Origin of the sequence: Quatrionicoccus australiensis (assembly GCF_020510525.1) — a bacterium.
Taxonomy (GTDB): domain Bacteria; phylum Pseudomonadota; class Gammaproteobacteria; order Burkholderiales; family Rhodocyclaceae; genus Azonexus; species Azonexus australiensis_B.
Genome location: NZ_CP075188.1, coordinates 3,951,005 through 3,963,413, shown reverse-complemented (window position 1 = coordinate 3,963,413; position 12,409 = coordinate 3,951,005). Strand labels below are relative to the sequence as shown.

Sequence of the window (12,409 nt, the reverse complement as noted above, 5' to 3'; positions counted from 1 at the left end):
ACCCTCAGGAGAATCCGTGGAAAAGGATCTGCGCGAAGCCGCTCTCGAATACCATCGCTGGCCCACCCCGGGCAAGATTTCCGTGCGCCCGACCAAGGGCCTGACCAACCAGCGCGATCTGGCGCTGGCCTACTCTCCTGGCGTTGCCGCCGCCTGTGACGCGATCGTCGAAGATCCGGCCACCGCCGCCTGGTACACCTCGCGCGCCAATCTGGTCGGCGTCATCACCAACGGCACCGCCGTGCTCGGGCTCGGCAACATCGGCCCGCTCGCCGCCAAGCCGGTCATGGAAGGCAAGGGTTGCCTGTTCAAGAAATTCGCCGGCATCGACGTTTTCGACATTGAATTGTCGGAAAACGATCCGGACAAGCTGATCGACATGATCGCCGCCATGGAGCCGACGCTCGGCGGTATCAATCTGGAAGACATCAAGGCGCCGGAATGCTTCTATATCGAAGAGAAGCTCAAGGCGCGGATGAATATCCCCGTTTTTCACGATGACCAGCACGGTACGGCGATCATTTCCGGCGCCGCCATGCTCAACGGCCTGAAGGTCGTCGGCAAGAAGATCGAAGAGGTCAAGGTCGTCGTCTCCGGCGCCGGTGCGGCTGCCATTTCCTGTGTGAACCTGTGGTGCGATCTTGGCGTCAAGCGCGAGAACATTACCATTTGCGACTCGAAGGGCGTCATCTACGTCGGTCGTCCGGGTGGCATGGACGAAACCAAGGCCCGCTACGCCCAGAACACCGAAAAGCGCACGCTGGGCGAAGCGCTGGTCGGCGCCGATATCTTCCTCGGTCTCTCTGCTGCCGGTGTTGTCAAGCAGGAAATGGTCGTCAGCATGGCCGAAAAGCCGATGGTCTTCGCGCTGGCTAACCCGACGCCGGAAATCATGCCGGAACTGGTCAAGGAAGTCCGCCCGGATGCGATCATCGCCACCGGCCGTTCCGACTACGTGAACCAGGTCAACAACGTGCTGTGTTTCCCCTTCATCTTCCGCGGTGCGCTCGATGTTGGCGCGACGCGCATTACCGAAGAGATGAAGCTGGCCTCGGTGCGTGCGATTGCCGAATTGGCCGAAGCCGAAGTCACTGACGAAGTGGCCATGGCCTACCCTGGCCGTGATCTGAGCTTCGGCCCCGAATACCTGATTCCGACGCCTTTTGACCCGCGCCTGATCGTCAAGATTGCGCCGGCCGTCGCCCAGGCTGCCATCGATTCCGGCGTTGCTACCCGTCCGATCACCGACTGGGATGCCTACCGTGCCAAGCTGTCGGAATTCGTCTATCACACCGGTGTCGGCATGCGCGCCATTTTCCAGGCTGCCCGTCAGGCCCAGGGCAAGCGCATCATCTATGCCGAAGGCGAAGATGAGCGCGTTTTGCGCGCCGTTCAGGTCGTGATCGAAGAAAAATTCGCCCGTCCGATCCTGATCGGTCGTCCGGAAGTCATCGAACATCGTCTGGCCAAGGCCAATCTGCGCATCAAGTCCGGTGTCGACTTCGACATCGTCAATCCGGAATCCGACGAGCGCTATCGCGAATGCTGGACGGCCTATCACCAGTTGATGGCGCGCCGTGGCGTGACGCCGGCCATTGCCAAGGAAGCCCTGCGCCGCAAGCCGACGCTGATTGGTGCCATGCTGTTGAAGCTCGGCTACGCCGACGGCCTGATCTGCGGCATGACCGGTCAGTTCAGTCATCACATGGGCGTGGTCAAGGAAGTCATCGGCAAGCGCCAGGGCGTCAATACGCTGGCCGCGATGAACTACCTGATGCTGCCGGGTCGCTCGCTGTTCATCTGCGATACCCACATCAACGAGAACCCGACGGCAGAAGAAATCGCCGAAATGACGATCAGTGCTGCTGAACAGGTCAAGCGTTTTGGCCTGCACCCGAAGGTTGCCCTGCTTTCGCACTCCAATTTCGGTTCCGGCAGCTCCGAGTCGGCGCACAAGATGAGTCGTGCTTCGGCGCTGGTGTCGGCGATGACCCATGGCGAAATGGAAATCGACGGCGAAATGCATGGCGATTCGGCATTGTCCGAAGATGTCCGTCTGGCTGCACATCCGGAATCGACCCTGAAGGGCGAAGCCAACCTGCTGATCATGCCCAACATCGACGCCGCCAACATCTCCTACAACCTGTTGAAGATGACGGCTGGCGAAGGCGTGACGATCGGCCCCATCCTGCTCGGCGCGGCACGTCCGGTGCATGTCCTGACCTCGACCGCCACCGTGCGTCGCCTGGTCAACATGACGGCGCTGGCCGTGGTCGAGTCGATGGAACGCTAAGCGACTGCAGACGCAAAAATGGCGCAGGAGGGGAAACCTTCCTGCGCCATTTTCATTTTTGCCTTTTTGCGGCGGTTGACCGCTGGCGGCCGCCTAATTGGCCAATGCGGCCAGCAACTTGCCGTGTATGCCGCCGAAACCGCCGTTGCTCATGACCAGGATCTGGTCGCCGGGACGAGCCGCGGCAACGATCTTGCCGACAAGTTCGTCGAGATTGTCTTCAACCTGCGCGCGTTCGCCCATCGGGGCCAGCGCTTCGCGGGCATCCCAGCCGAGATTGCCGCCGTAGCAGAAGGCGAGATCGACCTCGCGCAGGCTGTCCGGCAACTGGCTTTTCATCGTGCCCAGTTTCATGGTGTTGGAGCGCGGCTCGAAAACGGCCAGGATGCGGGCGGCACCCACCTTGCGGCGCAGGCCGGCGACCGTGGTGGCAATGGCCGTCGGATGGTGTGCGAAATCGTCATACACGGTGATGCCGCGCACTTCGCCACGCACTTCCATGCGGCGTTTGACATTCACGAAACGGGAAAGCGCTTCCAGCCCCTTGTCCAGTGGCACGCCGACGTGGCGCGCCGCGAGCAGCGCGGCGCAGGCATTGGCGCGGTTGTGCTCGCCGGACAGCGCCCAGGTGCAGCGCCCGATCTCGCCTTGCGGGCCATGCAATACCAGCTCGCCGCTGGCATCGTCGCCAGTGACGCGATAACCGGCCGTATCGTTGAAGCGTTCGACCGGCGTCCAGCAGCCGCGCGCCAGCACGCGTTCGAGACTGGCTTCGCCGGCATTCGAGACGATCAGGCCGGAGGCAGGCAGGGTGCGCACGAGGTGGTGGAACTGCGTTTCGATGGCAGCCAGATCGGCGAAGATGTCGGCGTGATCAAATTCCAGGTTGTTCAAAACCACGGTGCGCGGCTTGTAATGCACGAACTTGGAGCGCTTGTCGCAGAAGGCGGTGTCGTATTCGTCGGCTTCGATGACGAAGAAGGGCGTGTCACCGAGGCGGGCCGAGACGCCAAAATTGAGCGGCACGCCACCGATCAGGAAACCCGGTGCCATATTGGCGTCTTCGAGGATCCAGGCCAGCATCGAGCTGGTCGTCGTCTTGCCGTGCGTGCCGGCGACGCCGAGCACCCAGCGTCCCTGCAGCACGTTTTCGGCCAGCCATTGTGGTCCGGAAACATAGGGCAGGCCCTTGTCGAGCACGGCTTCGAGCAGCGGGTTGCCGCGCGAAATGGCGTTGCCGACGACAAATACGTCCGGATTCAGTGCCAGCTGTTCAATACCGAAACCTTCGATCAGATCGACCCCGGCAGCGCGCAACTGGTCGCTCATCGGCGGATAGACATTGGCGTCGCAGCCGGTGACGCGATGGCCGGCGGCAACCGCCAGTTGGGCGACGCCGCCCATGAAGGTGCCGCAGATACCCAGAATGTGAATGTGCATGTCACAGAAGCCCGTTAGAATGGGGGCGATTTTACCCTGATTGAGCATCTATGCCCCGTCATGACAGGCAGCGCCCGAGTACCCATGCCCGGGCCAGTATCGCCGCCGCCGCCGCCCGCCTGATGGTGGAGGACGGCATTACCGATTATCACCTCGCCAAACGCAAGGCGGCCCGGCAGCTCGGCCTGCCTGAACACACGACCTATCCCGATAACGCCGAGATCGATGTCGAGTTGCGTGCTTATCGCAGCCTGTTCGAGGAGGAAGGGCATGCCGAACTGCTGCTGGCGCAGCGTCAGGCGGCCCTGCACATCCTCGAATTGCTGGAAGCTTTCCGGCCCTACCTGACCGGTTCTGTGCTCGATGGCACGGCGGGCGAGTATTCGACCATCGATATCCTGCTCTTTGCCGACAGTGCGAAAGAGGTCGAGATTTTCCTGCTTAACCGCAATATCGACTTCGAGCATGCCGAGGCGCGCAACGACAGGGCCGAGGCGGTGCTGGTGCTGGAAACCGAGGTTGCCGATGTCAATCTGGTGATCCTGCCGCCGCAGATGGAGCGGGTGACGATGAAGCATCGCGACGGCCATCCGCGCGAGCGCATTCGCGCCGAAGGCCTGCGCGCCTTACTTTTGGAATAGGCTGGACAAAATGCGGCCATTTACGGCAAACTTGCAGCTATGAAGAAGCAAAAAACCGCTTCCAAGCCGGTCGAAAGGGCTCGCATCCTGGTGGTGCATGGTCCGAATCTGAACCTGCTTGGCACTCGTGAACCCGAGCATTACGGTCGGGTTACCCTGTCCGACATCAACATGGCACTGGCCCGCATGGCGGAAGCTGCCGAGGTTGATCTCGAGGCCTTCCAGAGCAATCACGAAGGGGCCTTGATCGAGCGCATCCATGCCGCTCGCGAACAGGGCGTGCGCGCCATCATCATCAATCCTGCCGCCTACACGCATACCAGCGTGGCGCTGCGCGATGCGCTGGCCGCAGTGGCCATTCCGTTTGTCGAAGTGCATCTGTCCAATGTGCATGCGCGGGAGTCCTTCCGGCATCACTCGTACTTTTCCGATCTGGCCGTCGGCGTCATTTGCGGGCTGGGTCACGAGGGCTACCTGCTGGCGCTCGAGTACCTGCTCAACAAGATCAACATTGAATAGTCCGGCCAAAAGCCGGCTTCTTGCGTCGAACTGGCGCAATATCGAAGGGAGTCTCCATGGATCTGCGTAAACTCAAGAAACTTATCGACCTCGTTCAGGAATCGGGTATCTCCGAGCTGGAAGTGACCGAGGGCGAAGAAAAAGTCCGTATCGCCAAGCATTACGGCGCCGTTGCCGCCGCGCCGCAGCAGTACTACGCCGCACCGGCTCCGGTTGCACCGGGTGCGCCGGCCGCCTCGTCGGTCAACCTCGATGACGAGGATGATCTGCCGGAAGGCCACGTCGTCAAGTCGCCGATGGTCGGTACCTTCTACCGCTCGCCGTCGCCGGGTGCCGAAGCTTTCGTGCAGGTCGGCCAGAGCGTCAAGCAGGGCGAAACCCTGTGCATCATCGAAGCCATGAAGCTGCTCAACGAGATCGAAGCCGACGCTTCCGGCGTGGTCAAGGCCATCCTGCTCGACAACGGCGAGCCGGTCGAATTTGGTGAACCGCTGTTCGTGATTGGCTAATCATGGCCATGTTTGAAAAAATTCTGATCGCCAACCGCGGGGAAATTGCCCTGCGGATTCAGCGCGCCTGCCGCGAACTTGGCATCAAGACCGTCGTCGTCTATTCCGAGGCCGACCGTCACGCCAAGTACGTCAAGCTGGCCGACGAATCGGTCTGTATCGGCCCGGCTTCGTCGACGCTGAGCTATCTCAATGTGCCGGCGATCATTTCGGCTGCCGAAGTGACCGATGCCCAGGCCATTCACCCGGGCTACGGCTTCCTTTCGGAAAACGCCGATTTCGCCGAACGCGTCGAAACCTCCGGTTTCGTCTTCATCGGGCCGCGTGCCGAAACCATCCGCCTGATGGGCGACAAGGTTTCTGCCAAGGCAGCGATGAAGGAAGCCGGCGTCCCTTGCGTTCCCGGTTCCGATGGCGCCCTGCCGGAAGATCCGAAGGAAATCGTCAAGATTGCCCGTGCCGTTGGCTACCCGGTGATCATCAAGGCAGCCGGTGGCGGCGGTGGTCGCGGCATGCGTGTCGTGCATACCGAAGCTGCGCTGGTCAATGCCGTGGCGATGACCCGTCAGGAAGCCGGCACTTTCTTCGGCAACCCGGCGGTGTACATGGAAAAGTACCTGGAAAACCCGCGTCACGTGGAAATCCAGGTTCTCGCCGACGAGTACAAGAGTGCGATCTATCTCGGCGAACGCGACTGCTCGATGCAGCGCCGCCACCAGAAGGTCATCGAAGAAGCGCCGGCCCCGCATATTCCGGCCCGTCTGATCGCCCGCATCGGCGAGCGCTGTGCCGAAGCCTGCCGCAAGATCGGTTACCGTGGCGCTGGCACTTTCGAATTCCTCTATGAAAACGGCGAGTTCTATTTCATTGAAATGAACACCCGCATCCAGGTCGAACACCCGGTGACCGAAATGATCACCGGCGTCGATCTCGTCCAGGAACAGATCCGCGTTGCGGCCGGCGAGAAGCTGCGCTACAAGCAGAAGGACATCGTGTTCCGTGGTCATGCCATCGAATGCCGCATTAACGCCGAAGATCCCTTCACGTTCGTGCCCTGTCCCGGCAAGATCGAGTTCTATCACCCGCCCGGCGGTCCCGGTATCCGTGTCGATACGCACATCTACCAAGGCTATACCGTGCCGTCGCATTACGACTCCATGGTTGCCAAGGTCATCGCTTACGGCGATACCCGCGAGCAGGCCATCCGTCGCATGCGTATCGCGCTGTCCGAGATGAGCATCCAGGGCATCAAGACCAATATCCCGCTGCATCAGGAACTGATGCAGGACGCGCGCTTCGTCGAAGGTGGCACGAGCATTCACTACCTCGAACAGAAACTCGCCGACAAGGGCGAAGTGAAGAACTGACATGGCTTGGCAAAGTGTCAGTTTCCTGACCGACGCCTCGCGCGCCGAACCGCTCTGCGACGCCCTGCTCGAAGCCGGTGCGCTGGCAGCCAGCATCGAGGATGCCGACGCCGGCACGCCGGACGAGCAGCCGCAGTTCGGCGAGCCGGGCTCGGTCAACTCGCCGGGCTGGGCGCATTCGCGCGTCGTTGCCTTGCTTGAGGCCGATGCCGATGCGCATGCGCTGCTTGCCGAGGCTGGTGCAGCGATCGGTCTGGACGAGGTGCCCGCGTTTTCCATCGAAACGGTCGAAGAGCAGAATTGGGTGCAGCTGACCCAGTCGCAGTTCGATCCGATCCGCGTTTCCGAACGTCTGTGGATCGTGCCGTCCTGGCACGAATCGCCCGATCCGGCAGCGGTCAACCTGATTCTCGACCCGGGAATGGCCTTCGGCACCGGTTCGCATCCGACCACCCGGCTTTGCCTGGAGTGGCTGGAGCGTACGGTCAGTGCCGATTGCACCGTGCTCGACTATGGCTGCGGCTCCGGCATTCTGGCGATTGCTGCGGCACGTTTGGGTGCCGGGCGTGTTGCCGGGGTCGACATCGATCCGCAGGCGGTTGAGGCGGCCAAGGCCAATGCCGAGCGTAACGGCGTTACCGCCCTGTTCGCCGATTCGGCGCAGCCGGTGGCCGGCGAGTACGATCTGGTCGTTGCCAATATCCTGTCCAACCCCTTGCGCGTGCTGGCGCCGGCGATCTGTGCCCATGTCCGCTCCGGCGGTCGTCTGGCGCTGTCCGGCATCCTGCGCGAGCAGGCCGAGGAAATCATCGGCATCTACGCGCAGTGGCTGCCGCTGCAGGTCGCCGATACGCGCGAGGACTGGGTCTGCCTGAGTGGGGTCAAGCCCTGATGCGGACACGCTGCCCGGCTTGCAACACGGTTTTCCGTGTTACCTCCGAGCAGTTGCGCCTCAAGGCGGGAAAGGTCCGTTGCGGACATTGCCAGACCCTGTTCAATGCCTTTGATCAGCTGATTACCGAAACGGCACCGGTTGAAGCGGCACCGGTGCCGGCGGTTGATGAATCTCCGGCGCTTGTTGCTGGCAGCGATATTCCGGAAAATCCTGCCACGTTCGCCGAAGTAGAAGACAGAATCCTGCCGGAACCGGAACCGGAACCGGAACCGGAACCGGAACCGGAACCGGAACCGGAACCTGAGCCTGAGCCTGAGCCTGAGCCTGAGCCTGAGCCTGAGCCTGAGCCTGAGCCTGAGCCTGAGCCTGAGCCTGAGCCTGAGGCGCCGGCCGAAGTTGTGACCGAGCCAGCGGTCGACCTGCCGGAAGAGCCCGATTTGCCACCGGTCGAGCGTCTTGATGCCGAGCTCGCCGAGTCGCCCGAAGAGAGCACGCTGGCCGCCCGCGAGGCGGGTCTGGTTGCCATACGCGAGCTCACCGACAGTCAAAGCCACAACCGCTGGGCCGCCGGTACCCTGGCCAGCAGCGGTCTGGGGGCTTTCGACAGTGGCCATGCCCGGCCGGCCGTCTGGCCGTTCGTGCTGGTTTCCTTCCTGCTCCTGCTGACTTTGCTGGCGCAGTTGCTGTTCCATTTCCGCACCGATGTCGTGCGCCGTTTGCCGGATGCTGCCGCGCTCTACGAGCTGCTGGAGGTCGACGTGCCCTTGTCGCGCAATGTCGAGCTGGTCACGATCGAAGCCTCCGATCTGCAGGCCGACAATCAGCGCGGCATGTTCGTGTTGCAGGCGACGCTGCGCAATCGCGCCACCTATGCGCAGGACTGGCCGGCCCTTGAACTGACCCTGACCGATACCCACGACACCGTCGTTTCGCGGCGCGTGCTGGCGGCGGTCGACTATTTGCCGCCGGGTGTTTCGCCGGCCGCGTTCCCAGCCAATGGCGAGACTGCCGTTCGCTTGTGGATCGAGGCGCGTGACATCGGCGCTGCCGGTTACCGGCTTTACGTCTTTTATCCCTGAGAATTCTCGATGACTACCCTGATCTGCGGTTCGCTGGCTTTCGACAACATCATGGTCTTTCCCGACCGCTTCAAGAACCACATCCTGCCCGAGCAGATCCACATTCTGAACGTTTCCTTTCTGGTGCCCGAACTGCGCCGCGAATACGGTGGCTGCGCCGCCAATATCGCCTACAACCTGATGTTGCTTGGTGGCGAGCCGATGATCATGGCCACGGTCGGCGATGACGCGATGCCCTATCTTGAGCGTCTCGACAAGTTTGGTTTGCCGCGCACACATGTCCGTCAGGTGCCTGGTACTTTCACGGCGCAGTGTTTCATCACTACCGACCTCGACGACAACCAGATCACCGCCTTCCACCCGGGCGCGATGACGTTCTCGCACCTCAACAAGGTCGAGCAGGTCAAGGGCGCCAAACTCGGCATCGTCGCACCGGATGGCCGTGAAGGCATGATGCAGCACGCGCGCGACTTCGCTGCGGCCGGCGTGCCGTTCATCTTCGATCCGGGTCAGGGTCTGCCGATGTTCAACGGCGACGAGCTGCTCGATTTCCTGCAGCTCGCCGACTACGCCTGTTTCAACGACTACGAAGCCAAGCTGGCTTGCGACCGCACCGGGCGCAGCCTGGAACAGCTCGCCAAGGAAGTGAAGGCGCTGATCGTCACCCGCGGTGGCGAAGGTTCCGAGATCTACGCCGATGGCCAGCGTATCGAAATTCCCTGCGTCGAAGCCGAGCAGGTGCTCGATCCGACCGGTTGCGGCGATGCCTACCGTTCCGGCCTGCTCTACGGCATCGTCAATGGCTACGACTGGCTGACGACCGGCCGTCTGGCGGCGGTGATGGGCGCGATCAAGATCGCGCATCGCGGCGGCCAGAACCACCAGCCGAGCCGCGAGGAGATCGGTGCGCGTTACCAGCGCGCTTTCGGTTCCCTGCCCTGGTAAGAGGCACTCGCTTGAAACATACGCGTCATCTTCGGGCAACGCGTATGTAACAACGCTCATCCAGACTTGTTCTCCAGACAAACAAGGAGAACAAAATGGAAAATATCCGCAAGGAAGCGGGTCGCGATCGTCCCAAACGCCATCAGCTCGCGGTCGGTTTTGCGCGCAGCCCGAGTGACATTCTCGAAGCGCAGCGCCTGCGCTACCGCGTCTTCGCCGGCGAGATGGGTGCCAACCTGCCGAGCCGTACGCCGGGCGTCGATCACGACATCTACGACCCGTACTGCGAGCACCTGGTGGTGCGCGACACGCAAAGCGGCGAAGTGGTCGGTACCTATCGCATCCTGTCGCCGGAAAACGCGCGCCAGATCGGCTACTACTCCGAAAACGAATTCGACCTGACCCGCCTGCAGCACCTGCGGCCGCGCCTGGTCGAGATCGGCCGCTCCTGCGTGCATCCCGATTACCGCACCGGCGCGACGATTACCCTGCTCTGGTCCGGCCTCGCCCAGTACATGACCGAGAAAGGCTACGACTACCTGACCGGCTGCGCCTCGATCAGCATGGCCGACGGCGGACATGCTGCTGCCAGCTTGTATAATCGCCTGTCCGAATATCTGGGACCGCAGGAATACCGCGTTTTCCCGCGCTGCCCGCTGCCGCTGGCCGCCCTGCAGCAGGACCGGCCGGCCGAAACGCCGCCGCTGATCAAGGGTTACCTGCGTGCCGGCGCGTGGATTTGCGGTGAGCCGGCATGGGATCCCGATTTCAACACGGCCGACCTGCCCATCCTGTTGCCGATGGCCAAGGTTTCCAATCGTTACGCCAAGCATTACCTGGGGCAAGCAGACTGAACCAAACCAACTTTCCGATCCGCTGTTTCCGGATCCTTCGCCTGACGCTGCTGGTCATTGCCGGCGTACTGATCAGTTTCGCGATTTTTCCCTTGTGTACCGAGGCGGCGCGTCTGCGCCTGAAGTCGAGCTGGGCGATTGCCCTGCTCGACAGCCTCGGCATCGAGGTCGAGGCCGATCTGACGCACGTCGCGCCCGGTGCGCTGGTGGTCGCCAACCACATTTCGTGGATAGACATCTACGTCATCAATGCGGCGCTGCCTTCGGCTTTCGTCTCCAAGGCGGAAGTGCGCAACTGGCCGCTGATCGGCTGGCTGGCGGCGAAGAACGACACCATCTTCCTGCGTCGCGGCAGTCGCGGGCATGCCCGCATCGTCAATGACGAGATCGCGGCCCTGCTCGGACGCGGCCGGCATGTCGCCGTCTTCCCTGAAGGCACGACGACGGACGGGCGCAGCCTGCTGCATTTCCACGCCGCGCTGCTGCAACCGGCGCTGAGTGCCGGCCGACCGGTGCTGCCGGTGGCGCTTTCCTACTGGGAACTGGACGGTGAGCGCAGCCTGGCGCCGCGTTACGACGGCGATATTTCGCTCGGCCAATGCACACGGGCCATTCTTGGCCGGCGCCGGCTGATTGCCCGTCTGGTGACCACGCCCTTGCGCGGCCTGCAGGGCGAAGACCGCCGGCAGGTTGCGGCCGAAGCGCGCGAAGCGATTGCGCTGGGCGCGCGCTTGCCGCTGGTCGAGGCGCCAGCCGCCGATTTGCCGGTCAGCGCACCTGCCGCCAGCCAGCCGCTGACCAGTTCCGCAGATTTGGCCTGATTTCAGCGGTCGACCGCTGCGCAAAGCAGATTTCGCCTATCTCCTGATTTGGGAGAAAATCAGGTCTTCGCCAGCCGGCATCCGTCAGCCCGGCCCGGCACTTAATTTTTGCGGATTGGTGAGGCATGGCTACTTACGCCATAGGCGACATTCAGGGGTGTTTCGATTCACTGCAGCAATTGCTCGCCAAATGCGCCTTCGATCCCGCCCGTGACCGGCTCTGGCTGGTCGGCGACCTGGTCAACCGCGGGCCGCGCTCGCTGGAGACGCTGCGCTTTGTCAGGAGTCTGGGCAAGGCGGCGCTGACCGTGCTTGGCAACCATGATCTCTACCTGTTGATGGTCGCCGAAGGCGGCGCCAAGGCGCGCGGCAAGGACGACACGCTGCAGCCCATTCTCGATGCCCCGGATTGTGCCGAACTGCTCGACTGGCTGCGGCAGCAGCCGCTCTGCCATGTCGAGGACGACTACTGCATGGTGCATGCCGGCCTGTTGCCGCAATGGAGCATCAAGAAGGCGCGCAAGCTGGCGCGCGAGGTTGAGGCGGCGCTGCAGGGCGAGCAATACCGCGAATTCATTGCCAACATGTGGGGCAGCCAACCCGATCGCTGGTCCGATGATCTCGAAGGCTGGCCGCGTCTGCGCGCCGTGGTCAATGCGATGACCCGGATGCGCTTCTGCAGCGCCGACGGTGTCATGGATTTCAAGGTCAAGGGCGAGCTGGCGCGGGCGCCGGCCGGCTACATGCCGTGGTTCGAAGTGCCCGGGCGCAAGAGCGCCAAGTCGGTGCTGGTCACCGGGCACTGGTCGGCGCTCGGTTTCCGCCTTTCCGACAACATGCTGGCGCTCGATTCCGGCTGCCTGTGGGGCGGCCATCTGACCGCGGTGCGCCTCGAGGACCGTCAGGTCTTCCAGGTCGATTGCGCGGTTGGCGAATCGGTGGTTCTCGTCAAGTAATCCGCAGTCGGGACCGGTCACTGCGTGACGAGCCGACATATTCGGCAGAATTGTCGTTACCATCCGGTTTAATCAATTATTCAGTTCGCA

12 protein-coding genes are annotated in these 12,409 nt (G+C 62.5%); 11 read left to right on the top strand and 1 reads right to left on the bottom strand.

All coding sequences use genetic code 11. From position 1 onward, the window contains the following. Window positions 1-16 precede the first annotated feature (16 nt). On the top strand, window positions 17-2,293 hold the full coding sequence (locus KI612_RS18735) for an NADP-dependent malic enzyme (RefSeq protein ID WP_226441569.1): 2,277 nt from the start codon (window positions 17-19) through the stop codon (window positions 2,291-2,293). Window positions 2,294-2,386: 93 nt separating this feature from the next. Here KI612_RS18735 and mpl read toward each other — a convergent pair whose 3' ends face one another. Continuing rightward, window positions 2,387-3,733 (bottom strand): UDP-N-acetylmuramate:L-alanyl-gamma-D-glutamyl-meso-diaminopimelate ligase, encoded by a 1,347-nt coding sequence (mpl, locus tag KI612_RS18730; RefSeq protein WP_226441568.1) that lies wholly within the window; start codon window positions 3,731-3,733, stop codon window positions 2,387-2,389. 50 nt (window positions 3,734-3,783) lie between these two features. Here mpl and KI612_RS18725 point away from each other — a divergent pair, with 50 nt between their 5' ends. The 10 genes from KI612_RS18725 (at window position 3,784) to KI612_RS18680 (ending at window position 12,319) form a co-directional block, all read left to right on the top strand. Beyond that, a complete protein-coding gene (locus tag KI612_RS18725; RefSeq protein ID WP_226441567.1) occupies window positions 3,784-4,374 on the top strand; it encodes a hypothetical protein in 591 nt (196 codons plus the stop codon). Between the two features lie 39 nt (window positions 4,375-4,413). Beyond that, the gene (aroQ, locus tag KI612_RS18720) at window positions 4,414-4,893 is read left to right on the top strand and encodes a type II 3-dehydroquinate dehydratase (protein WP_226441566.1); all 480 of its coding nucleotides are present in this window, start codon (window positions 4,414-4,416) and stop codon (window positions 4,891-4,893) included. Window positions 4,894-4,949: 56 nt separating this feature from the next. Then, window positions 4,950-5,402 carry an acetyl-CoA carboxylase biotin carboxyl carrier protein gene (gene accB / locus KI612_RS18715; protein ID WP_226441565.1) on the top strand — a complete coding sequence of 151 codons (453 nt, stop codon included), beginning with the start codon at window positions 4,950-4,952 and terminating at the stop codon, window positions 5,400-5,402. An 8-nt stretch (window positions 5,403-5,410) separates the two neighbouring features. Then, a complete protein-coding gene (accC, locus tag KI612_RS18710; protein WP_226441564.1) occupies window positions 5,411-6,769 on the top strand; it encodes an acetyl-CoA carboxylase biotin carboxylase subunit in 1,359 nt (452 codons plus the stop codon). A 1-nt stretch (window position 6,770) separates the two neighbouring features. Continuing rightward, window positions 6,771-7,661, top strand: a complete 891-nt coding sequence (prmA, locus tag KI612_RS18705; protein WP_226441563.1) for a 50S ribosomal protein L11 methyltransferase — start codon at window positions 6,771-6,773, stop codon at window positions 7,659-7,661. Continuing rightward, the gene (locus KI612_RS18700; protein WP_226441562.1) at window positions 7,661-8,743 is read left to right on the top strand and encodes a DUF3426 domain-containing protein; all 1,083 of its coding nucleotides are present in this window, start codon (window positions 7,661-7,663) and stop codon (window positions 8,741-8,743) included. Before prmA ends, KI612_RS18700 begins: the two co-directional genes overlap by 1 nt. Before the next feature lie 9 nt (window positions 8,744-8,752). Beyond that, window positions 8,753-9,688 carry a carbohydrate kinase family protein gene (locus KI612_RS18695; RefSeq protein ID WP_226441561.1) on the top strand — a complete coding sequence of 312 codons (936 nt, stop codon included), beginning with the start codon at window positions 8,753-8,755 and terminating at the stop codon, window positions 9,686-9,688. A gap of 95 nt (window positions 9,689-9,783) precedes the next feature. Then, window positions 9,784-10,542, top strand: coding sequence for a GNAT family N-acetyltransferase (locus tag KI612_RS18690; protein WP_226441560.1), 759 nt, complete (start codon window positions 9,784-9,786; stop codon window positions 10,540-10,542). A gap of 92 nt (window positions 10,543-10,634) precedes the next feature. Further along, complete coding sequence (locus tag KI612_RS18685; protein WP_226441559.1) at window positions 10,635-11,363, top strand: lysophospholipid acyltransferase family protein; 729 nt, start codon at window positions 10,635-10,637, stop codon at window positions 11,361-11,363. A gap of 125 nt (window positions 11,364-11,488) precedes the next feature. Next, window positions 11,489-12,319 (top strand): symmetrical bis(5'-nucleosyl)-tetraphosphatase, encoded by an 831-nt coding sequence (locus tag KI612_RS18680; RefSeq protein ID WP_226441558.1) that lies wholly within the window; start codon window positions 11,489-11,491, stop codon window positions 12,317-12,319. Window positions 12,320-12,409 lie beyond the last annotated feature (90 nt).